Source organism: Brevundimonas sp. (assembly GCF_035998205.1).
Classification (GTDB): Bacteria; Pseudomonadota; Alphaproteobacteria; order Caulobacterales; family Caulobacteraceae; genus Brevundimonas.
Window position 1 is genome coordinate 260438 of the sequence record NZ_DASYHT010000002.1, and the last position, 22325, is coordinate 282762.

20 protein-coding genes are annotated in these 22325 nt (G+C 71.2%); 13 read left to right on the plus strand and 7 right to left on the minus strand.

Features of this window, described 5'->3' with window-relative positions; all coding sequences use genetic code 11:
* The first annotated feature begins 49 nt into the window (after positions 1-49).
* Genes VGN74_RS01375 through VGN74_RS01390 form a run of 4 tightly spaced genes read left to right on the plus strand, consistent with a single transcriptional unit; the run spans position 50 to position 5491 of the window.
* Positions 50-1873: a PPC domain-containing protein gene (locus tag VGN74_RS01375; RefSeq protein WP_327445567.1), complete on the plus strand. Its 1824-nt coding sequence runs from the start codon at positions 50-52 to the stop codon at positions 1871-1873.
* An 11-nt stretch (positions 1874-1884) separates the two neighbouring features.
* Positions 1885-3057 carry a lycopene beta-cyclase CrtY gene (gene crtY, locus VGN74_RS01380; protein ID WP_327445568.1) on the plus strand — a complete coding sequence of 391 codons (1173 nt, stop codon included), beginning with the start codon at positions 1885-1887 and terminating at the stop codon, positions 3055-3057.
* On the plus strand, positions 3054-4556 hold the full coding sequence (locus VGN74_RS01385) for a phytoene desaturase (protein WP_327445569.1): 1503 nt from the start codon (positions 3054-3056) through the stop codon (positions 4554-4556). The genes crtY and VGN74_RS01385 overlap by 4 nt, the downstream gene beginning before the upstream one ends.
* Positions 4553-5491, plus strand: coding sequence for a phytoene/squalene synthase family protein (locus VGN74_RS01390; protein WP_327445570.1), 939 nt, complete (start codon positions 4553-4555; stop codon positions 5489-5491). Before VGN74_RS01385 ends, VGN74_RS01390 begins: the two co-directional genes overlap by 4 nt.
* A 372-nt stretch (positions 5492-5863) precedes the next feature.
* On the opposite strand, the gene VGN74_RS01395 is transcribed toward VGN74_RS01390, so the two are convergent.
* Complete coding sequence (locus tag VGN74_RS01395; protein ID WP_327445571.1) at positions 5864-6352, minus strand: sterol desaturase family protein; 489 nt, start codon at positions 6350-6352, stop codon at positions 5864-5866.
* Positions 6353-6414: 62 nt separating this feature from the next.
* Between VGN74_RS01395 and fni the strand changes: the two genes are divergently transcribed.
* From fni to VGN74_RS01415, 4 genes are all read left to right on the plus strand, one after another.
* On the plus strand, positions 6415-7443 hold the full coding sequence (fni, locus tag VGN74_RS01400) for a type 2 isopentenyl-diphosphate Delta-isomerase (protein WP_327445572.1): 1029 nt from the start codon (positions 6415-6417) through the stop codon (positions 7441-7443).
* 73 nt (positions 7444-7516) lie between these two features.
* The gene (locus VGN74_RS01405) at positions 7517-8299 is read left to right on the plus strand and encodes a hypothetical protein (RefSeq protein ID WP_327445573.1); all 783 of its coding nucleotides are present in this window, start codon (positions 7517-7519) and stop codon (positions 8297-8299) included.
* A gap of 63 nt (positions 8300-8362) precedes the next feature.
* The gene (locus tag VGN74_RS01410; protein WP_327445574.1) at positions 8363-9400 is read left to right on the plus strand and encodes a DNA adenine methylase; all 1038 of its coding nucleotides are present in this window, start codon (positions 8363-8365) and stop codon (positions 9398-9400) included.
* Between the two features lie 75 nt (positions 9401-9475).
* Positions 9476-9724 carry a hypothetical protein gene (locus VGN74_RS01415; protein WP_327445575.1) on the plus strand — a complete coding sequence of 83 codons (249 nt, stop codon included), beginning with the start codon at positions 9476-9478 and terminating at the stop codon, positions 9722-9724.
* On the opposite strand, the gene VGN74_RS01420 is transcribed toward VGN74_RS01415, so the two are convergent.
* Both VGN74_RS01420 and VGN74_RS01425 read right to left on the minus strand, forming a co-directional pair.
* The gene (locus VGN74_RS01420) at positions 9721-10356 is read right to left on the minus strand and encodes a ribonuclease HII (protein ID WP_327445576.1); all 636 of its coding nucleotides are present in this window, start codon (positions 10354-10356) and stop codon (positions 9721-9723) included. The genes VGN74_RS01415 and VGN74_RS01420 overlap by 4 nt on opposite strands.
* Positions 10353-10934 (minus strand): DNA-3-methyladenine glycosylase I, encoded by a 582-nt coding sequence (locus VGN74_RS01425; protein WP_327445577.1) that lies wholly within the window; start codon positions 10932-10934, stop codon positions 10353-10355. The genes VGN74_RS01420 and VGN74_RS01425 overlap by 4 nt, the downstream gene beginning before the upstream one ends.
* A 74-nt stretch (positions 10935-11008) precedes the next feature.
* Between VGN74_RS01425 and VGN74_RS01430 the strand changes: the two genes are divergently transcribed.
* On the plus strand, positions 11009-11479 hold the full coding sequence (locus VGN74_RS01430; protein ID WP_327445578.1) for a hypothetical protein: 471 nt from the start codon (positions 11009-11011) through the stop codon (positions 11477-11479).
* 40 nt (positions 11480-11519) lie between these two features.
* Here VGN74_RS01430 and VGN74_RS01435 read toward each other — a convergent pair whose 3' ends face one another.
* Together VGN74_RS01435 and VGN74_RS01440 are read right to left on the minus strand one after the other, a co-directional pair.
* Positions 11520-12299 (minus strand): folate-binding protein, encoded by a 780-nt coding sequence (locus VGN74_RS01435; protein ID WP_327445579.1) that lies wholly within the window; start codon positions 12297-12299, stop codon positions 11520-11522.
* A gap of 379 nt (positions 12300-12678) precedes the next feature.
* A complete protein-coding gene (locus VGN74_RS01440; protein WP_327445580.1) occupies positions 12679-13221 on the minus strand; it encodes a hypothetical protein in 543 nt (180 codons plus the stop codon).
* Positions 13222-13279: 58 nt separating this feature from the next.
* Here VGN74_RS01440 and VGN74_RS01445 point away from each other — a divergent pair, with 58 nt between their 5' ends.
* Both VGN74_RS01445 and VGN74_RS01450 read left to right on the plus strand, forming a co-directional pair.
* Entirely contained in the window at positions 13280-14236 is a 957-nt protein-coding gene (locus VGN74_RS01445; RefSeq protein ID WP_327445581.1) for a glycosyltransferase family 9 protein, read from the plus strand.
* Positions 14233-15567: a dihydroorotase gene (locus VGN74_RS01450; RefSeq protein WP_327445582.1), complete on the plus strand. Its 1335-nt coding sequence runs from the start codon at positions 14233-14235 to the stop codon at positions 15565-15567. Before VGN74_RS01445 ends, VGN74_RS01450 begins: the two co-directional genes overlap by 4 nt.
* 200 nt (positions 15568-15767) lie before the next feature.
* Here VGN74_RS01450 and VGN74_RS01455 read toward each other — a convergent pair whose 3' ends face one another.
* A complete protein-coding gene (locus VGN74_RS01455) occupies positions 15768-16433 on the minus strand; it encodes a glutathione S-transferase (protein WP_327445583.1) in 666 nt (221 codons plus the stop codon).
* 112 nt (positions 16434-16545) lie between these two features.
* Here VGN74_RS01455 and VGN74_RS01460 point away from each other — a divergent pair, with 112 nt between their 5' ends.
* Both VGN74_RS01460 and VGN74_RS01465 read left to right on the plus strand, forming a co-directional pair.
* Positions 16546-17850 (plus strand): dicarboxylate/amino acid:cation symporter, encoded by a 1305-nt coding sequence (locus VGN74_RS01460; RefSeq protein WP_327445584.1) that lies wholly within the window; start codon positions 16546-16548, stop codon positions 17848-17850.
* Between the two features lie 52 nt (positions 17851-17902).
* Positions 17903-18916, plus strand: a complete 1014-nt coding sequence (locus tag VGN74_RS01465; protein ID WP_327445585.1) for a serine hydrolase domain-containing protein — start codon at positions 17903-17905, stop codon at positions 18914-18916.
* Here VGN74_RS01465 and carB read toward each other — a convergent pair.
* Positions 18907-22206 carry a carbamoyl-phosphate synthase large subunit gene (carB, locus tag VGN74_RS01470; protein WP_327445586.1) on the minus strand — a complete coding sequence of 1100 codons (3300 nt, stop codon included), beginning with the start codon at positions 22204-22206 and terminating at the stop codon, positions 18907-18909. The two genes, VGN74_RS01465 and carB, sit on opposite strands and share 10 nt — an antisense overlap.
* Positions 22207-22325: the final 119 nt, after the last annotated feature.

A 22325-nucleotide genomic window follows, 5' to 3' on the forward strand; every position in this document is an offset into this window, starting at 1 on the left:
GGCGGGGGTTCGGCGTCTATGATCGCGCGTCCGTTCGGAGAGACTCGCCATGCGCCGCACCCTGTTGGCCGCCACCGCTGCGGCGGCCCTGACCCTGGCCATGGCCGGCGGGGCCATCGCCCAGAGCCCTGCGCCCCTCGGCGTCGGCGACGTGATCAACGGGGCCCTGACCGCGGCCGACCGTCAGCGGGACGGCTATCGCTACGACGACTATGCGGTCGACGCCGCGGTCGGGCAGCGGCTGGAGGCGACCCTGCGCGCCGACGATTTCGACGCCTACCTCGAGATGTTCGCCGTGGACGGGAGCGAGGGCGAGGCGCTGGCGTGGGACGACGACGGCCTCGGCGAAGGCTTCAACTCCCGTCTGCGGTTCACGGCCCCCTACAGCGGCCGCTTCGTGCTGCGCGCCCGGGCCCTCGGCGGGCTGGAGGGCGGGCCCTACACCCTGACGCTGAGCGAGCGCGCGCCCGCGCCGCCGGCGCCGAGCCCCAAGCCGATCGGTCTGGATGACCCGGTCTCCGGCGAGATCGCCGAGGGCGACCCGGTGGACGAGTTTGACGCCGCCTTCGACGCCTTCGTCTTCTCGGCGGCGGACGGCCAGCGCGACATGTTCACCCTCGAGTCCGAGGATTTCGACGCCCTGCTCCTCGTGGGCCGCGAGACCGACGGGGGGTTCGTGGAGCTGGCGCGCAACGATGACGCGCCGGGCCTCGGGCTGAATTCCCGGCTCGTGTTCACCGCCCCGGAGGCGGGCGACTATGTTGTCCGGGCCCGGCCGCTCGGCGGCGGCGCGCTCGGCGCCTACCGACTGACGCGCACCGTGCCGCCGCCGCCGCCGCCGCGCACGACGCTGGCGGTGGGCGACAGCCGCTCGGGCGAGCTGACCGCCGATGCGCCGGTGACGGCCGAAGGGTATCGCGCCGAGGTCTACGCCTTCACCGGCGCCGCCGGCGACCGGGTGCAGGTCTCGCTCGGCTCGGACGACTTCGACACCTATCTGTCCCTGATCGGGCCGGACGGGTCGCTGGTGGCCGAGGACGACGACGGCGGCGACGTCGGCACCAATTCCCGGATCACCCAGACCCTCGCGACGGCGGGCGAGTATCTGATCGAGGTCCGGGCCTTCCTCGATGGCGGCGAGGGCCGCTACACCGTCGCGCTGGAAACGGTCGCGCCGCCGCCGCCGCCGCTCGATCTGGCCGTCGGCCGTAATCACAGCGGCGAGCTGACCGATGACAGCCCGCGCGACGAGGAGCGGCGCCACTATCAGGATTTCCGGCTCGAGCTTCAGGCCGGTCGGCGCTTCCAGGCCATCCTGCGGTCCGGAGACTTCGACAGCTATCTGCGACTCTCCGCGGCCGACGGCGAGTTTCTGCCGCTGGCGGAGGATGACGACGGGTTGGGCGAGGGCTTCAACTCCCGCCTCGACTTCGTGCCGGAGACAGACGGGGCCTACCTGCTCCGGGTCTCGCCGCTCGGCGGCGAGGCCACCGGCCTCTATGCGCTGGAGACGCTGGACCGCGGTCCGCCGCCGGCGCCCGGCAGCATCCTTGTCGGCGGCGTGGCGCGCGGCGTGCTCAGCGAGGACGACGGGCTGCAGGACGGCGTCTATTTCGACGCCTATCGCATCCGGCTGAAGGCCGACGAGGCCATCCGCATCATCATGGCGTCCAACGACTTCGACGCCGTGGTCGCGATCGGTCCGGAGGCTGAGCCCTTCATGGCGACATCCAGCGACGACGATGGCCTGTCCGACACCCACGCCCGTCTCGACTGGACCGCGCGGGAAGACGGCGTCTACGTCATCCGGGCGCAGGGCTTCGACGCCAAGCAGCTGGGACCCTACATCCTGAGGGTCGACCCCAAGCCCTGAGGACCGCGTCCGTGCCCGCCGACACCGAGTTCGACCTGATCCTGGTCGGCGGCGGGCTGGCCAACAGCCTGATCGCCTGGCGTCTGGCGGTTGCGCGGCCGGACCTGCGCGTGGCCGTGGTCGAGCGCGAGGGCCGGCTGGGCGGCCGTCACACCTGGTCCTTCTTCGACGGCGACGTCTCTGACGCGGACCGGGTCTGGCTGACGCCGGCCATCGCCCACCGCTGGGCCGACGGCTACGAGGTGCATTTCCCCAACCGCTCGCGGGTCCTGCGCACGCCCTACAACAGCCTCACGGCGGAGCGGCTCGACGCCGCCGTGCGGCCGCTGCTGGGCGATCGGCTGATCGCAGCGGAGGCGGTGGATCTGTCGCCGACGACGGTGCGGCTGGCGGACCAGCGCACCCTGACGGCGCGGGGCGTGGTCGATGCACGCGGGCCAGGCCCGTCGCCGGAGCTGCAACTGGGCTGGCAGGTCTTCCTCGGCCGCACCCTGCGCCTCGAGGCCCCGCATGGCCTGACCCGCCCGACCATCATGGACGCCACGGTGGCCCAGCACGGGGCCTACCGCTTCGTCTATCTGCTGCCGTTCGACGCGCACACGGTGCTGGTCGAGGACACCTATTACGCCGACGGTCCGGCGCTGGATCGCGAGGCCCTGCGTCGCCGCATCGACGCCTACGCCCTGTCGCGCGGCTGGCGCGTCGCGGCGGTGGTCGAGGAGGAGGAGGGCATCCTGCCCATCGCCCTCGACGGCGACATGGACGCCTTCTGGAGCGCCGGCGCGCCGGGTGTGGCGCGGGCAGGTCTGGCGGCGGCCCTGTTCCACCCGACGACCGGCTACTCCCTGCCCGACGCGGTCGAGACCGCCGCCCTTGTGGCCGCGTCGCCATCGCTCGATGGCGCGGCGCTCAGGGGGCTGCTGGAAACGCGCTCTCGCGACCTGTGGCGCCGGCGCGGCTTCTACCGCCTGCTGGACCGGATGCTGTTCCGGGCGGCCGAACCGGAGGCGCGCTGGCGGGTGCTGGAGCGCTTCTACGGCCTGCCCGAAGGCCTCGTGCGGCGGTTCTACGCAGGCCGCTCCACCGTGCTGGACAAGGCCCGCATCCTGGCGGGAAAACCCCCCGTACCTATCCGAAAAGCTCTGCGCGAACTGCGCGAGACAGGCGAAAGTCAGACCCCATGAGAGACGTCACGGCCCGCCGCGCAGTGGTCATCGGCGCCGGTTTCGGCGGCATCGCCCTGGCCCTTCGCCTGCAGCGCGCGGGGGTGCAGACCACCCTTGTCGAGAAGCGCGACAAGCCGGGCGGCCGCGCCTACGTCTGGAACGACCAGGGCTTCAAGTTCGACGCCGGCCCGACGGTCATCACCGATCCGGACTGCCTGACCCAGCTGTTCGACGGCACCGGCAAACAGCTGTCCGACTATGTCGAGCTGATGCCGGTCGATCCCTTCTACCGCCTGTGCTGGGAGGACGGGAAAAGCTTCGACTACAACGACGACCAGGCGGCGATGGAGCGCCAGATCGCGGCCTTCAACCCGGCCGATGTCGACGGCTACAACCGCTTCCATGCCTATTCCGAGGAGCTCTACCAGGAGGGCTACATCAAGCTCGGAGCGGTCCCGTTCCAGAGCTTCTGGTCGATGATCAAGGCGGCGCCGGAGCTGGCGCGGCTGGAGAGCTGGAACAGCGTCCACGCCATGGTGGCCCGCTACATCCAGGACCCGCACCTGCGGCAGGCCTTCAGCTTCCACACCCTGCTGGTGGGCGGCGACCCGTTCAAGACCAGCTCGGTCTACGCCCTGATCCATGCGCTGGAGCGGCGGGGTGGCGTCTGGTTCGCGCGCGGCGGCACCGGCGCGCTGATCGCCGGGCTTGTGCGCGCCTTCGAGGACATGGGCGGGGTGGTGCGGCTGAACGCGCCGGTGGCCCGCATCGAGATGGCCGACGGTCGCGCCACGGGCGTGACGCTGGACAGCGGCGAGACGATCGCGGCGGACATGGTCGCCTCCAACGCTGACGTGGTGCACACCTACGACAGGCTGCTGGGCCACACCGCCCGCGGCCAGGCCAAGGCGCGCGACCTGAAGTCCAAGCGCTTCTCCATGTCGCTGTTCGTGCTGCACTTCGGCCTGAAGGCGAAGCACCCGCAGCTGGCCCACCACACCATCTGCTTCGGGCCGCGCTATCGCGAGCTGATCGGCGAGATCTTCAAGGGGCCGACCCTGCCGGACGATTTCTCGCTCTATCTGCACAGCCCGTGCGCCACCGATCCGGAGATGGCGCCGGAGGGCTGCTCGACCTTCTATGTGCTCAGTCCCGTGCCCCACCTCGGGGCGGCCGACATCGACTGGTCCGTCGAGGGCCCGCGCTATGCGGACAAGATCATGGACTACCTCGAGGCGCGGTACATTCCGAACCTCAAGCGGGATCTGGTCACCCATCGTCTTTGGACGCCGGACGACTTCGAGGACACCCTCAACGCCCACCTCGGCTCGGCCTTCTCGCTGGAGCCGATCCTGACCCAGAGCGCCTGGTTCCGCACCCACAACCGCGACGACCGCGTGCCGAACCTGTATGTTGTCGGCGCCGGCACCCATCCGGGCGCCGGCATTCCTGGCGTGGTGGGCTCCGCCAAGGCCACCGCCGGCCTGATGCTCGAGGACCTCAAGACCCTGCCATGACCGACGCCGTCCTGGCCGCCTCGAAGGAATCGATCACCCGCGGGTCGAAGAGCTTTCGCTCCGCCTCGCGGCTGTTCGATCCGCAGGTGCGGGAGGACGCCTGGCTGCTCTACGCCTGGTGCCGGCGCTGCGACGACGAGATCGACGGGCAGGACCACGGGCATGGCCAGGAGGCGCTGAGCCGCGAGGAGCAGGAGCGCCGGCTGGCGCGGCTCTACGACCTGACGCGCCGGGCCCTGGCCGGCGAGACCATGGCCGATCCGACCTTCGCCGCCTTCCAGCGCGTGGCCCTGCGCCACCAGCTGCCCGAGCGCTGGCCGCTGGATCTGATCGACGGCTTCGCCATGGACGTGGCCCAGACCCCCTATCGCACCCTCGAGGATGTGCTGGCCTACTGCTGGCATGTGGCCGGGGTGGTCGGGGTGATGATGGCCCGGGTGATGGGGGCGTCCGACCCGCTGGTGCTGCGCCGCGCCCAGGATCTCGGCCTGGCCTTCCAGCTGACCAACATCAGCCGCGACGTCATCGAGGACGCCCGCAACGGTCGCGTCTATCTGCCCTCCGAATGGCTGGTCGAGGCAGGCCTGACGCCGACGCCGGAAGCGGTCGCCGACCCGGCCAACCGCGCGGCCGTGCATGACGTGGCGCGCCGCCTGCTCGACGTGGCCGAGCCCTACTACGACAGCGCCCGCGAGGGCCTCCGTTCGCTGCCGTTCCGTTCGTCCCTGGCCATCGCCGCGGCGCGCGGCGTCTATCGCGAGATCGGCCGCAAGGTGGTCCGCGACGGCCCCCGCGTCTGGGACCGTCGCGCCGTGGTCGGCAAGGGCGCGAAGCTGTGGCTTTTCAGCCGCGGCCTGCTGATCGCCTTCTGGACGCGGCTGCTGGATCGCGGACGGCCCGCGCCGGACCGCCCCGACATGTGGACGCGGGTGTAGGGACGACGAGAGCGGCGCCGGCCGTTCGCCCCTTCTCCCCTTGCGGGAGAAGGTGTCATGCGGAGCATGACGGATGAGGGGTGTCGGCGCCGACGCCTGGCTGTCGTGGCGACCGTCGAAGGTTCATCACGGAGATCACAGAGGAAGGCACGGAGGGCACGGCGGCGTCGCAGGACGGCGCCGCAGGCGATTGCCCTGCTGGCCCTTCCATGGAATGCGCTGCGCGCCCCGCTGCACAGGGCCCGTTGTGGTCGCTGTGATCCCTTGAGCTGCAAGGTCACGCAACCGACGTCGCAGGGTCGCCGCGCCGCCCCCACCCGGCTTCGGCCTGCGGCCTCAGCCACCCTCCCCTTGAAGGGGAGGGAGAGGGGTTCACGCATCCGTCTTCCGCGCCGCGCGCAGGGCCTTCAGCTTCGCCCGCAGCTTGTGCGGGTCGGGCGCCAAGACGAAGCCGAACGAGACCGCGCCGTCCTTCGTCTGCACCGCATGGTGCAGCTTGTGCGCCTGGACGAGGCGACGGGCGTAGCCGTTCCTCGGCATGAAGTGGAACGGCCAGCGCTGGTGCACCAGGCCGTCGTGCACAAAGGCGTAGACGGCGCCATACAGGGTCACGCCGGTGGCGATGGCGTAGACCCACCACAGCCCCGTGGCCCAGCCGATGACGAACAGGGTGATGGCCACCACCGAGCCGACCACGGCGTAGAGATCATTGACCTCCAGCGGCTTGTCGTGCGGCTCGTGGTGATCCCGGTGCCAGCCCCAGCCCCAGCCGTGCATGATGTACTTGTGCGACCACCAGGCGACGCCCTCCATCAGGAAGAACACCGCCAGGGTCAGCAGGGTGAAGGCGATCCAGGGCATGGTCATCTCCTAGCCTTTCAGGCTATCGACCGCCAGCGCGACCCGAAGGCGCGGATGGACCCATGAGTCGGACTGTCGATCGCAAGGACCAGCATCTGGACGTTGTCCTCGCCGGCGGCGGGCGGCATGCGTTGACCACCGGGCTGGAGCGGGTTCGGTTCGTGCATGAGGCCCTGCCGGACCTCGATCATGCCGCCATCGATCTCGGGACGACCTTTCTCGGCCGACGGCTGAAGGCGCCGCTGCTGATCAGCTCCATGACCGGCGGCCCCTCGCGCGCAGAGGCCATCAACGCCCGGCTGGCCGAGGCGGCGCAGCAGCTCGGCATCGCCCTCGCGGTCGGCTCGCAGCGCTCGGCGCTGGAGGATGGCGGCGCCGGCGGGCTGAACCGCGGCCTGCGGGATCGTGCGCCGGGTGTCCCGATCCTCGCCAATATCGGCGCCGCCCAGCTGACCCGCGGCTTCGGCCTCGACGCCGCCCGCCGCGCCCTCGACATGATCGGCGCCGACGCCCTGATCGTGCACCTCAATCCGCTGCAGGAGGCCTGCCAGCCCGAGGGCGACCGCGACTGGCGCGGCGTGGCGGCGGCGCTGGAGGCCCTCGTCCGCGGGCTCGACGCCCCGGTGGTGGTCAAGGAGACCGGGGCCGGCCTGTCGGCGGCGACGGCGCGGCGACTGGCGGACATGGGCGTGGCGGCGCTGGACGTGGCCGGGGCCGGCGGGGCCAACTGGGGCCTGATCGAGGGCGAGCGCGCCACCGACCCGGCGGACAAGGCCCACGCCCTGGCTTTCGCCAGCTGGGGCCTGTCGACGGCGGCCTCGCTGCAGGCGGTGCGCGCCGCCTGTCCGGACATCGGACTGATCGGGTCCGGCGGCATCCGCGACGGCCTCGACGTCGCCCGGGCGCTCCGGCTGGGCGCCGATCTGGTCGGCCAGGCGGCCGGCGTGCTGGCGGCGGCGACCGTCTCGACCGAGGCGGTAGTGACCCATTTTGAGGGGGTCGCGCGCCAGCTACGCACGGTCTGCTTCTGCACCGGTTCAGGCGATCTCGCCGCCCTGAGGCGGGCGCCGCTGCAGCCGGATGTCGCATAACCGCGGTTGCAATGACCGCCGGCGACGGCCAAGGTTGCGTCACTTGGGGGCAACGACCAGAGGGGAATTCAACATGATCAAGCGCATGACGGCCGCCGTGGCCGCCGCCAGCCTGCTCGCGCTCGCTGCGGGCGCCGCCCAGGCCCAGTCGGCCCTGCAGGACCAGATCGTCCAGAACGGGCGGCTGCAGACCAGCGACCCGCAGGTCGATGGGGCCTTCTACGACTGCTACGCCATCGACGCCCAGGCGGGCGACACCTGGACCATCACCCTGCAGTCCGAGGACTTCGACGCCTTCCTGGCGATCGGCAGCGGTTCGGGCTGCGGCAGCAGCATGAGCGTGTTCGGCACCAATGACGACGGTGAGGGCATCGGCCTGAATTCGCGCCTGTCGTATTCCTTCGACTATTCCGGCCGCTATCTCGTGCGCGCCACCTCGCTGAGCGATGGCGACACCGGTCGCTACACCATCCTCGGCGTGCGCTCGCGCGGCGCCGGGGGCGGCACGACGGCCCTGCCGACCCGCGTGCTGCTGCGCGGCACCGAGTACGGCAACCTCGAGGCCGGCGACCGGGCCGAGCCCGGCGGCGGCGCCTATTTCGACTGCTTCACCTTCGGCGCCCTGAACGGCCAGGCGGTGACCATCACCCACTCCTCAACCGACTTCGACGCCTATCTGAAGCTCTACACCGGCGTCAGCTGCGACGGGGCGGAACTGGCCCGTGACGACGACGGGGCGGGCAGCCTGAACAGCCGCATCCAGTACACCTTCGACGAGGACGGCATCTATTCGGTGCGCGCCAGCAGCCTGGGGCGCGACACCGGCGCCTACACCCTCGAGGTCGAGCTGCGCTGAGCCGGCGTCGCGTCGCCGGGGCGGGGATTGTGAATCGCCTCGCCCCGGCCGCATGCTGCGCCGGTGATCAAATACATCGGGTCCAAGCGCGGGGTGATGGAGCCGCTCACGGCGGCTGTCTCGGCCCTGCTGCCGGACGGCGGAACCGTCGCGGACCTGTTTTCAGGGTCCGCCCGCGTCAGCCATGCGCTGAAGCAGCGCGGCCTCGCCGTCTGGTCCAATGACGTCAACGCCTATGCGGCCACTCTCGCCACGGCCCTCGTCCAGGCCGATCTCGAGGTCTGGGGCGATCGCGCGTCGCGGCTGATCGCGGAGCTGGCGGCGCTGCCGCCGCGCCCGGGCTGGTTCACCGAGACCTTCTGCGAACAGGCGCGCTTCTTCCATCCGGACAACGGCGCCGTCATCGACGCGGTGCGCGAGCACATCGCCGCCCTGCATCTGGAGCCCGAGCTGGAGGCCATCGCCCTGACCAGCCTGATCCAGGCGGCGGACAAGGTCGATTCCACTGCCGGGGTGCAGATGGCCTTCATGAAGAGCTGGGCCCCGCGCGCGCTCAACCCGATCCGGCTTCGCGTGCCGGAACTGCTGCCGCGCTCCGCCTCGGGACCGTGCCGCGCCACCCGCGCCGACGTGCTGGACATCGCCCATGAGGTCGAGGCCGACCTCGTCTACCTGGATCCGCCCTACAACCACCATTCCTATCTGGGGAACTACCATATCTGGGAGAGCCTCGTGCTGTGGGACCGGCCCGAGACCTATGGCCTCGCCAACAAGCGCGTCGATTGCCGGACCCGCAAAAGCCCCTTCAATTTCAAGCACGGCATCGCGCCCGCGCTGCGGGACGTGATCACCCGCCTGCCGTGCCGGCGGTTGATTGTGTCGTTCAATGACGAGGGCTTCGTCGACCTGCCGACGTTGATGCAGATGCTGGAGTCGCGTGGGCCTGTCCAGGTGATCGAGGTCGAGCGGCCGCGCTATGTCGGGGCGCGCATCGGCATCCACGATCGCCGCGGCGTGAAGGTCGGCGCGGTGGGGCGCCTGCGCAACGTCGAGCGCCTGTTCGTGGTCGGCGAGCCACTGTCGTCACGTCGCGCGGCCTGAACCCCGTGCGCGCGCTTGACCGCCCCGGAACGAGACGGCTCTGATGGGCGTTCGGCGAGCATGGACGGAAGCGACGTGGCCTCACCTCCACAGCATGACCAGACGTTCGGCGTGTCCGGCGCGAGCTTGCGGCTGCGGCGCGCGGCGGATGCTTTCGATCCGGTCGCGTGGCGCGCGCCCAGCTATCCGCGCACGTCCCGCGCCCCGGCCAATGACGCCGGGGAGAGTCCATCTGCGCCGACGCCGCGCTGGATGATCGTCGGCGGGGGTGGCGTGGCCGCCGCCCTGCTCGGGGCGCTGCTGGGCTCCGCCCTCGCCCTCTAGACGGTTTCCGGCGCCAGCAAGGCGCGGATCGGCGCCCAGCTTCGACGGTGGATCGGCGACGGCCCCAGCGCCTTCAGCGCCGCCAGATGCGCCGGGGCGCTGTAGCCCTTGTGCCCGGCGAAGCCGTAGCCCGGATAGAGGGCGTCCATCTCCATCATCAGCCGGTCCCGCGCCGTCTTGGCGAGGATCGAGGCGGCCGCGATCGACAGGCTGAGGCGGTCGCCGCCGACCGCGGTCTCGACCTCGCAAGGGAGCTCGAAGCGGTAGTTGCCATCCACCAGCGCCGCCGCCGGGGCCACCTCCAGCGCCGAGATCGCCCGGCGCATGGCCAGGCCCGTGGCCTGCAGGATGTTCAGCGCCTCGATCTCCTCGACCGAGGCGAAGCCCACGCCCCAGCCGACAGCGCAGGCCTTGATCTCCGCCTCGAGGGCGTCGCGCCGCCTTGCTGTCAGCGCCTTGGAGTCGTTGATCCCGGCCGGCAGGCGGTCCGGCGACAGGATCACCGCCGCCGCCGATACCGGGCCGGCCCAGGGACCCCGCCCCGCCTCGTCGACACCGCACACCGGCCCGCAGACGCGCCCGGAGAGCCGCGTCTCGAGGGTCAGGGTCGGAATCGGCCGGGCCTTGCTCATCGCCCGCCCATAGCCTTCACCTCGGCATGGCGGAAACAGGTGTGGACGTGGTCGTTGACCATGCCGGTGGCCTGCATGAAGGCGTAGGTGATGACCGGGCCGCAGAAGCTGAAGCCGCGCGCCTTCAGCGCCTTGGCCATGGCCACGGAGGTCGGCGTCTGCGCCGGCACCTCGGCCATCGTCGTTGCGCCGGTCTGCACCGGCCGCCCGTCGACGACGTCCCACAGGAAGGCCGAGAAGTCCTCGCCGCGCTCGCGCATGTCGCACCAGATGCGCGCGCCGCGGATCGCGGCGTCGATCTTGGCGCCCGAGCGGACGATTCCCGCATCGCCCAGCAGCCGGGCCCGGTCGGCCTCGCCGTAGCGGGCGACCCTGTCCGGATCGAAGCCGTCGAAGGCGGCCCGGAACGCCTCCCGCTTCTTCAGGATGGTGATCCACGCCAGACCAGCCTGGAACCCGTCCAGCACCAGCTTCTCCCACAGGGCGCGCGGGTCGTACTCGGGTACGCCCCACTCGGTGTCGTGATAGGCGACATACAGCGGATCGGTCCCGCACCAGGCGCAGCGTGAGTCGGTCATGGGGGGAGGGTAGCCCAAAGGTGTCGCTGGGGTGGTACTGTGTCCTTGGAGAGGGCTGCGCCGGGACACCACGCGTGAACAGCGGAAAACTGATCGCCAGTCTGGGGTGGCCGGGTTTCGGTTTGCTGGTGATCCTGGCTGGCCTCGGCCTGCTCATGACTGCCAATGTCGCTGCCCCGGGATGCACCGGGCCGACTGTTGAGCGTTGCGACTACGTCGAAACAGCGAAACATGCGATCGCTACCCGGTCGCCGTATCCTGCCCAGCGCGATCTCGGCTTCGAGGTCTACGACCAGGGGTCTTCCGTGATGGTCCAGCAGTGGACACCGGCGGGCGAACCCTCTCTCAACCACGCGTCTTCCGTATTCATCGACAAGCGCAGCTGTCGCGTTTGCAGGCTGGACTGGCAGATGCCGACGCGAGCGGATCCACGGGATCCTCATCCGGGCGCGCTCATTTTGCGCACGCCCGCCGAAGACCGGGTCGGAGCAGCCAAGCGCGCCGATTACTGGCGGGGAGGCCCGGGGGGCATAAGCCCACTCTGATCTTGAGGATCAGTGCGCTATCCGTCGCCAAGCTAGGCGGCTAACCCTCCAGCCACACCGGCGTCCGCACCCTGACGGGCCGGCCCTCGACGGTGAGCTCGCCGACCAGCCGGTCCAGTCGCAGCAGGGCGATGGCGGCGCCGTCGAGCCCGGTGCGCACCTCGCCGGCGCGCAGCTCGCCGTTCAGCACCTCGGCGCCCGGCGGCGGCGGCGGACCGTCGAAGGTGAGTGGCAGCATGCGCTTTTTGATCTCGCCGCGGCGCTTCATCCGGCTGGTGGTCTCCTGGCCGATAAAACAGCCCTTGGCGAAGTCGATGCCGTTGAGCCGGTCGAGGCCGCCGTCGATCGGGTAGGTGCTCTCGTCGAGATCGAGGGTCGGGTCGGGCACGCCAAGCGACAGGCGGTGGGCCTGATACGCGGCCTCTTCCGCGTCGGGCGCCGCGACCTCGCCGAGGGCCCGGCCGCCCAGCGCCGCCAGCCGGGGATCCGCGACGAACCCGGCCGGAACATCGGGCCAGGCCGCCAGCACCGGGCGGTCGTCGGCGGCGATCTCCACCTGCGCCCGCAGGCGGTACAGGCTCAGCCGCTGCATGAGGGCGGCGCGCCGGTCGGCGGCGACGTCAAGGATCACGGCGTCCGCCTCGCCCCACAGGAACAGGTCGAACAGCATCCGCCCCTGGGGCGTCAGCAGGGCCCCGAAGCGCAGGGCGCCCGGCGCGAGGGTCTCGACATCCTGGGTCAGCAGGCCGTGCAGGAAGGACCGGGCGTCCGGTCCGGACACGCGGACGAGGGCGCGAGAGCTCAGGCGGGCGACGGGCATGATGGCAAGATAGGCGCGGGGCAGGGGCGGCAGAAGGGGAGGGGGCGGCCGTGAGCGCCAAAGCCCTCCCCCTCGATGGGGGAGGGTGGGGTGGGGGTGGGGGCGCGACCGATGCGGAGGGGTGCAGGAGGCGCTGCCGCCTCGCGCGCCATGTCCTCAAGCCCTGGCGCTCCCACCCCCATCCCCGGCCCTTCCCCCATCGAGGGGGAAGGGAGCAGGAGCGCAGCCGGTGCATCGCTCCCCGTGGCCCGGGGGAGGGGGACCGCCGAAGGCGGTGGAGGGGGCGAGTTCAGGCGCGGCGCCAGCGGTCGCCCCCTCCACCACGCTGCGCGCGGTCCCCCTCCCCCATACGCTGCGCTATGGGGGAGGAGAGCGCCGCTCACTTCACCGCGTAGTGCTCGACCAGCCCGTCGGGCTCGAAGTCGTGGCGGGACAGGCTGTCGAGCAGGCGCAGCAGGCGGGCGAGGAATTCGGCCGGATCGCCGGCCTCGACTGGCGGGCGCAGATAGGCGGTGGCGTCGGCGATGGCCGGGAAGGTCCCGACCGGGCCCGGCACGCTGACGGCGATGTGCAGGCCGTCGGCCATCCACTGCGACACCGCCAGGAAGAAGCCGTCGCCGCCGAGGAACTCGTTCGGCCGCTCGACGTGGATCGTGATGCGGCCCTCGATCAGACCGTCGGGGCGCAGGATCACGCCGGAGCGGTCGGGCCGCCACGATTCCGGCAGGTCGACGACGCGCCACAGGCAGAACCAGGTGCGGCACGCCTCGGGCCGGATGGCGTGGACGGAGCAGCCGCCGTCCTCGACGGCGTAGGCGCACAGCTTGCCGGTCGGCTTCGACAGTTCCGGCAGGCTGAGCGGAATGGCCCGGCAGCACTCGGTGCAGCCGCCGCAGGTGCGATCCGGGACAAGAGGAAGCATTGGCCACCCTAACAGTGCGGCCTCATTCTGGCGACAGAATCCGCGTAAGGCTGAACCGATGAGCGGGCCCTTTCCCATCCTGTACATCGCCGAGGCCGACGTGGAGGCGGCGGTCCTGTCATCGGGCGTGTTGGGGTATCTCGTCGAGCAGATGCCGCGGGCGACCTTCACCGTCGTCGGCTCCGCCGCCAGCGCCCCGCTGTTCGCCGATACGCCGCGGCTCGATCGCCTGATCGTCCTGGACGGAGAGAAGGCGTTCGACTGGCTGAAGTTGTGGAACCAGGTGCGTGGCACGCGCTGGGGGCTGATCGTCGACCTGCGCGGCGGGCCGGTGTCGGACAAGCTGCGTCGGCGCAAGCGCGCGGTGCGCACGCCGGATCCGGAGCCCCTGCATGCGGTGGTCTCGGCGGCCCGGGTGCTCCAGCTGGAGACGCCGCCCGCCCCCCGCCTGTTCTTCGGCGAGGCGACCCTCGCGGCCGCCGACGCCCTGGTGCGGCCGGACCATCGCCCCATCCTCGCCATCGGGCCGGGCGTGGAGTGGATCGGGCGGCGCTGGCCGGCCGAGCGCTTCGCCAAGGTGGCCGCGGCGCTTCTGGCCGACGACGGTCCGCTGGCCGGCGGCCGGCTGCTGATCGTCGGCGAGGAGGTGGACCGGGATGCGGCCCACAGCATCCGGCTGGCCACCTCGCGCGACCGCACCATCGAGGCCCAGGGCAAGCTGACCCGGCTCGAAACGGCCGCCGCCCTGTCGCGCGCGACGCTCTATATCGGCGCGGACTCGATCTGGACCCAGCTGGCGGTCGCGGCCGGGACGCCCGCCGTCGCGGTCTATGGCCCCTCCGACGAGACCCGCACCGGGCCGTGGGGCGGCGAGGCGGTGCGCGGACCGCGCAGCCTCGACGAGTTCCGGGCTCTTGACCCGGGCCTCAATCAGGCCATTCAGCACATGATGGACCTGCCGGCCGAGAGGGTGCTGCAGGTCGCTCGAAACCTTCTCGTCCGGAGCCGCAAATGACCACGACCTTCGACCTCATCGTCCGCGGCGGTGAGGTGGTGAACCACGCCGGGCGCGGGCTCGCCGATGTGGGCGTCATCGACGGTCGCGTGGTCAAGGTCGGAGACCTGGGCCAGGCCTCGGCCGGCGAGGTGATCGACGCCACGGGCCTGACCGTCCTGCCGGGCGTGATCGACACCCAGGTGCACTTCCGCGAACCCGGGCTGGAGTGGAAGGAAGACCTCGAGACCGGCAGCCGCGCCGCGGCGCTGGGGGGCGTCACGGCCGTGTTCGAGATGCCCAACACCGAGCCGGCCACGACCGACCCGGAGGCGCTCGCGGACAAGCTGGCCCGCGCCCGCGACCGCATGTGGACCGACCACGCCTTCTACGTCGGCGGCACCCACGAGAACGCGCGCCTGCTGGGCGAGCTGGAGCGCCTGCCGGGCTGCTGCGGCGTCAAGGTGTTCATGGGCGCCTCGACCGGCACCCTGCTGGTGGCCGACGACGACGGCGTGCGCGAGGTGCTGCGTCATGTGAAGCGCCGCGCCACCTTCCACTCCGAGGATGAGTACCGCCTCGCCGAGCGCCGGCCGCTGGCCCGCACCGGCGACTGGACCAGCCACCCGGAGGTGCGCGACGCCCAGAGCGCCATCCAGTCGACGCACCGGCTGGTGCGGCTGGCGCGCGAGACCGGCGCCCGCATCCACGTGCTGCACGTGACCACGGCCGAGGAAATCGAGTTCCTGTCGCACAACAAGGATGTGGCCACGGTCGAGGTGACGCCGCAGCATCTGACGCTGGTGGCGCCCGAGGCCTACGAGCGGCTCAAGGGGCTGGCGCAGATGAACCCCCCGATCCGCGACGCCGGCCACGTCGCCGGCCTGTGGCGCGCCATCACCCACGGGGTGGCCGACGTGCTGGGCTCGGACCATGCCCCGCATACGCTGGAGGAGAAGGCGCGGCCCTATCCGGCCTCGCCGTCGGGCATGCCGGGGGTGCAGACCCTGGTGCCGGTCATGCTCAACCACGTCGCCGAGGGGCGGATGACGCTGGAGCGTTTCGTCGACCTGACCAGCCACGGGGCGCAGCGGGTGTTCGGCATCGCCGGCAAGGGCCGCATGGCCGAGGGCTATGACGCCGACCTGACCATCGTCGACCTGAAGGCTCGCCGCACCCTGCGCCACGCCGACATGGCCACGCGCTGCGGCTGGACCCCGTTCGACGGCATGGAGGTGACCGGCTGGCCGGTCATGACCATCGTGCGCGGCCGCACCGTCATGCGCGACGACGAACTGATCGGCCCCGCCGCCGGCCGCCCGGTCCGCTTCCAGGAGACCCTGGCCAGCTGAGGCGGGGGGGCCTTGCAGGTTCATCACGGAGAGCACGGGGAGGCACGAAGGACACAAAGGTCGCAGTGAAGTTGGCGCGGAGCGCCTGTCCTATGGCCGGGTGACGTCAAGGCGCCTGCGGCGCGAAGCGCGCAACGCCTCTGTGCCCTTTGTGGCTTTCGCCTTTGTGCTCTCCGTGAAGAAACCGCTGACCCGCGCCCTCACGCGTAGGCGTATTCGCCGCCGGCCTCGAGGGCGCGCTGGTAGGCGGGGCGGGCGTGGATGCGCTCGAGGAAGGCCTTCACATGGGGCAGGGCGTTGACGTCGATGGTCCGCGTCGCCGCCGCCTCCAGCGGGAAGCTCATCATGATGTCGGCGGCGGTGAACTGGTCGCCGGCGAACCATTCGGTCGCCGCCAGCTCGTCGTTCCAGTAGGCGCTGTGCAGCTTCAGCTGCGGCGTGATGAAGCCGGCCATGGCCTTGGCCGAGATCTGGCGCACCAGCGGCCGCAGCAGCCCCGGGGCGCGGGTCGGCAGCATGCTGAACACCAGGGCCAGCAGCAGCGGGGTCATGGCCGAGCCCTCGGCGTAGTGCAGCCAGTAGGTGAAGCGGCGACGCGCCTCCGTGCCCTGCGCTGGCCGCAGACGGCCATAGCCATGGGTGTCGAGCAGATACTCGACGATGGCTCCGGTCTCGGCGACCTTGACTGCGCCATCCTCCAGCACCGGCGACTTGCCGAGGGGGTGGATGGCCTTCAGCTCGGCCGGGGCCAGCCGCGTCGCCGGGTCGCGCTCGTAGCGCTTCACCTCGTAGGGTAGCCCAAGCTCTTCCAGCAGCCAGATCACCCGCTGCGACCGGCTGTCGGCGAGGTGATGGACGATGATCATGGGCAAGCCTCCGCTGTCCGGCCTATGGTCACGGTCGGCGCAGCGTTCGTAAAGCCCATTTCAGTTTTTCGGCGTGGCGGCGCGGGTCGCCCGGCATGCTAAGCGGAGCCCCATGCAGAGCACCTCTCCCCGCCGTCGCGGGCTGTTCACCTCCCTGAGTTTCCTCGTCCTTCTGGCGCTGGCGCTCGGCCTCGGGGCCGGGGCGGCGGCCCAGGTCAACGGCCTGCCGGGCGGGGCCGGGACGGCGCGGGCCATCGAGGCCCTCGGCAGTCTCTGGCTCAACGCCCTGCGCATGACCATCGTGCCGCTGGTCTTCTCCCTGCTGGTCGTCGGCATCGCCTCGATCGCCGATGCGGCCGCCTCGGGCCGGATGGCGATGAAGGCCCTGACGGTGTTCTTCCTGCTGCTGGTCGGGGCCATCCTCTACGCCTTCGCCGCCGCGCTCGGCTGGCTCAGCGTCTGGCCGATCGACCCGGAGGGCGGACAGGCGCTGGCCGCCGCCACCGCCGGTCGCGCCGGGGAGGTGCTGCGCAGCGTCGAGGGCGACGGCCTGACCGCCTTCCTGCAGACGCTGGCGCCCTCCAACCCGATCCGGGCCGCGGCCGAGGACGCCATCCTGGGCGTCGTCGTCTTCGCCATCGCCTTCGGCTTCGCCTCCACCCGCCTGCCCAACCGGCTGCGCCAGCCGATGACCACCTTCTTCGAGGCGGTGTCGGAGACGATGATCGTCATCGTCCACTGGGTGCTGCTGGCCGCTCCGCTTGGCGTCTTCGCCCTGTCATTCGGGGTCGGGCTGCGCACGGGCCTGAGCGCCGCCGGCACGCTGGGCCACTACATCTCGATCGTGGTGCTGTGCCAGCTGGGCCTGATCCTGCTGGTCTATGCCGTCGCCATCACCTTCGGCCGGGTGTCCCTGGCCCGCTTCGCGGTCGCCGCCGCGCCGGTCCAGGCCGTGGCCTTCTCGACCCAGAGCTCTCTGGCCAGCCTGCCGGCCATGGTCGACCGCGCCCGTGGGCATCTCGGGGTCTCCTCGGCGACCGCCGGCCTTGTGCTGCCGCTGGCCGTGGCCGTGTTCCGCATCACCAGCCCGGTCGCCAACCTGGCGGTGGTGCTCTACTGCGCCCAGCTGTTCGGCATCCCGATCGGGCTGGAGCAGATCCTGATCGGCGGCATCGTCGCCTTTGCCGTGAGTGTGGCCTCGGTCGGCCTGCCGGGCCAGGTCAGCTTCTTCGCCTCCATCGCCCCGATCTGCATCGCCATGGGCGTGCCGGTCGAGCTGCTGCCGCTGCTGCTGGCGGTCGAGGTGATCCCGGACATCTTCCGCACCATCGGCAATGTCACCGCCGACCTCGCCGCCGCCCGCATCGTCGAGGGCGGCGACCACGAGGCCGAAAAGGAAGCCGGCGCGGGGATCTGAGTCCCCGGATAGCGCTCTGCGCGGCGTTCAAGGGCAGGAGGAGGTCGCTGCCATGATCCTGCTGACCCGTCGCCGTCTGATGACCGGCCTTGCCGCCGCCGGGGTCGTCGCCCCGGCCCGTTCCCGGGCGCAGGACCGGTTCGCCGCGGCCGCGGACTACTCGGCCGCCGCGGGGGGCGTGTCCCTGCTGGTTCTGGAGCGCGGGCGCGAGGTGTTCCGCGCCCATCGGGACGGCGCCGAGCGCCCCCTTGAGCTGGCCAGCGGGACCAAGAGCTTCTGCGGCGTGCTGGCGGCGGCGCTGGTGCAGGACGGCTGGCTGACGCTCGACGCGCGCTGCGCCGACACCCTGACCGAATGGCGTGACGATCCGGTCAAGGCGCAGGCGACGATCCGCACCCTGCTGCAGCTGGCGTCGGGGGTGGCGGGCGGCCCGATCGGCCGGCCGCCGACCTATGCCGCGGCGATCGCCTTTCCGGCCGAGGCGCCCGGCGTCTTCCGCTATGGCCCGACGCCCTTCCAGGCGTTCGGCGAGATCGTGCGGCGCAAGCTCGTCGCCGCCGGGCAGCCGGACGATGTGCTCGCCTTCCTGCAGCGCCGCCTGCTGGACCCCGCCGGGGTCGAGGTGGGCGGCTGGCGCCGTCAGGCGGGACAGCCGAACCTGCCCTCGGGGGCGCAGCTGACCGCCACCGCCTGGGCCCGCTTCGGCCAGATGGTGCAGGACGGCGGGCGCGGCCTCGTCGACCCGGCGGCGCTCGCGGCCTGTTTCGCGCCGTCCCCGGCCAATCCCGGCTATGGCCTGACCTGGTGGCTGCCGCGGCCGGGCCTGGTCCCCCCGGGGCCCCGGTCCGGCATCGACGCGGACGCCTTCGCCCGGCTCGCCGGTCTGGAGGTGCGCATGGCCGCGGGGGCCGGCCACCAGCGGCTCTATCTGATCCCCGAGCGCGAGCTGGTGGTCGTTCGCCAGAGCGCGGGCGTGCTGGACGCCCTGCGCGGCCGCAGCCCCGCCTGGTCGGATGTCGAGTTCCTGAGGCGGTTGCTCGGGGCGGCGAGGCCGGCTCAGGCGTAGGCCTGCACCGGCTTCACATCCAGCTCGCCGGCCTTGATGGCGGCGATGGCGCGGGCGGCGGCGTCGGCCCCCGAGGCGGTGGTGTAGTAGGGGATCTTCATCATCAGGGCCGAGCGCCGGATGGAGAAGCTGTCCGACAGGGACTGCTTGCCCTCCGTGGTGTTGAAGACCAGCTGCACCTCGCCGTTCTTCATGGCGTCGACGATGTGCGGGCGACCCTCCAGCACCTTCTTCACCAGGCCGACCTCGAGCCCCTGGGCCGTCAGCCAGGCATGGGTGCCGGCGGTGGCGATCAGGCTGAAGCCCTGGGCCAGCAGGGTGCGGGCGGCGTCGAGGATGAACGGCTTGTCGTCGTCCTTGACCGAGATGAAGGCGCAGCCCGAGGTCGGCAGCCTGGTGCCGCCGCCGATCTGGCTTTTGGCGAAGGCGCGGGCGAAGGCCGGGGCCAGGTCGGCCTCGCCGTCGCGGCGGAAGTCGAGCCCCATGACCTCGCCGGTCGAGCGCATCTCCGGGCCCAGCACCGTGTCGACATTGGCGAAGCGGGCGAAGGGGAAGACCGCTTCCTTGACGGCGATATGGTCGAGGATCCGGTCGGTCAGGCCGAAGCCGGCCAGCGGTTCGCCGGCCATGACCTTGGCGGCGATGGCGGCGACCGGCGCGCCCATGGTCTTGGCCACGAACGGCACCGTGCGGCTGGCGCGCGGATTGACCTCCAGCACGAAGATGCGCGGCGCGTCCGAGTGCGGCTCCTCGATGGCGAACTGCACGTTCATCAGGCCGCGCACCTTCAGGGCGCGGGCCATGGCCTCGGTCTGGCGCTTCAGCTCGGCGACGATCTCCGGGCGCAGCGAGTGCGGCGGCATGGAGCAGGCGCTGTCGCCGGAGTGCACCCCGGCCTCCTCGATGTGCTCCAGCACGCCGGCCACGAACACCGTGTCGTCGTCGCACAGGGCGTCGACATCGACCTCGGTGGCGCGGTTCAGATAGTGGTCGATCAGCACCGGGTCGTCGCCCGAGACCTGCATGGCCTCGTGCACGTAGCGGTCCAGCTGCTCGCGGTCGTGGACGATCATCATGCCGCGGCCGCCCAGCACATAGGAGGGGCGCAGCACGACCGGATAGCCGACCTGTTCGGCTTTCTCCGCGGCCTCCTCGGCCGAGCGGGCGAGAGCGTTCGGCGGCTGCTTCAGGCCGATGGCCTGCAGCATCTGCTGGAAGCGCTCGCGGTCCTCGGCGAGGTCGATGGAGTCGACGCTGGTGCCAAGGATCGGCACGCCATCGGCCTCCAGCGCATGGGCCAGCTTGAGCGGCGTCTGGCCGCCGAACTGCACCACCACGCCGATCAGGTGGCCGGTGGAACGCTCGACGTCGATCAGCTCCAGCACGTCCTCGGCCGTCAGCGGCTCGAAATAGAGCCGGTCGGAGGTGTCGTAGTCGGTCGAGACGGTCTCGGGGTTGCAGTTGACCATGATCGACTCGACGCCGATGTCGGCGAAGGCGAAGGCCGCGTGGCAGCAGCAGTAGTCGAACTCGATGCCCTGGCCGATGCGGTTGGGGCCGCCCCCGAGGATGATGGCCTTGCGGCGGGTCGAGGGCTCGGCCTCGCAGGCCGGCGCCTGACCCAGCGCCCCGGTCTCGTAGGTCGAGTACATGTAGGCCGTGGCCGAGGCGAACTCGGCGGCGCAGGTGTCGATGCGCTTGAACACCGGCCGGACGCCCAGCGCCCGACGGGCGCTGCGCACATCGGCTTCACTGCCGCCGGTCAGCTTCGCGATGCGGGCGTCGGAGAAGCCCTTGGCCTTCAGGCGGCGGAGGTCCGCTGGGGTCTCCGGCAGGCCCTTGACCCGCAGGTGGCCTTCTTCCCGCACGAGGTCGGCGATCTGGCGCAGGAACCAGGGCTCGTAGGCGCAGGCCGCCTCGACCTCCTCGACGGTCAGGCCGTGGCGGAAGGCCTGGGCGATGACGCGGATACGGTCCGGGGTCGGCTGACCCAGCGCCCGGATCACCGCCGCGCGGGCGGAGGCGTCGTCCCCGGCCCCGGCCACGCCGTCGATCTCGATCTCGTCGAAGCCGGTCAGGCCGGTCTCCAGCCCGCGCAGGGCCTTCTGCATCGACTCCTGGAAGGTCCGGCCGATGGCCATGACCTCGCCGACCGACTTCATCGAGGTGGTCAGATAGGGCTCGGAGCCCGGGTACTTCTCGAAGGCGAAGCGGGGAATCTTGGTGACGACATAGTCGATCGACGGCTCGAAGCTGGCCGGCGTCACCTGGGTGATGTCGTTCTGCAGCTCGTCGAGAGTGTAGCCGACCGCCAGACGGGCGGCGACCTTGGCGATGGGGAAGCCGGTGGCCTTCGACGCCAGGGCGGAGGAGCGCGACACGCGCGGGTTCATCTCGATGACGACCATGCGGCCGTCCTTCGGATTGATCGCCCACTGCACGTTCGAGCCGCCGGTCTCGACCCCGATCTCGCGCAGCACGGCGATCGAGCCGGACCGCATGCGCTGGTATTCCTTGTCGGTCAGGGTCAGGGCCGGGGCGACGGTGATGGAGTCGCCGGTGTGCACCCCCATCGGGTCCACGTTTTCGATGGAGCAGACGATGATGCAGTTGTCCGCCCGGTCGCGGACCACCTCCATCTCGTATTCCTTCCAGCCGAGGACGCTCTCCTCGACCAGCACTTCGGTGGTCGGCGACAGGTCGAGGCCGCGCTCGACGATCTCGCGGAACTCCTCGACATTGTAGGCGATGCCGCCGCCGGTGCCGGCGAGGGTGAAGGACGGGCGGATGATCGCCGGCAGGCCGACGAACTCCAGCGCCTCCATGCCCTCGTCGAGGGTATGACAGGCGCGCGAGCGCGGGCTCTCCAGCCCGAGCCGGTCCATGGCGTCGCGGAACTTCTGGCGGTCCTCGGCCTTGTCGATGACCTCGGCCTTGGCCCCGATCATCTCGACCCCGTGGCGCGCGAGGGCCCCGGAAGCCTCCAGCGCCAGGGCGGTGTTCAGCGCCGTCTGGCCGCCCATGGTCGGCAGCAGGGCGTCCGGCTTTTCCTTCGCGATGATCTTCTCGACGATCTCCGGGGTGATCGGCTCGATGTAGGTCGCGTCGGCGATCTCCGGGTCGGTCATGATCGTCGCCGGGTTCGAGTTGACCAGGATCACCCGGTAGCCCTCGGCCTTCAGCGCCTTGCAGGCCTGCACCCCCGAATAGTCGAACTCGCACGCCTGGCCGATGACGATCGGACCGGCGCCGATGATCAGGATGGAGGAAATGTCTGTCCGCCTGGGCATGGGTCCTGATCTTTCTCGCGCGCGCGGCCCCGTCGCGCGTCGAGGGGGAGGCGCGCTCCGGGGGCGGATGGGTTTGTCGGCTAAGCGGCCCGTTTAGAGGGAACCGGACGCCGCGACAA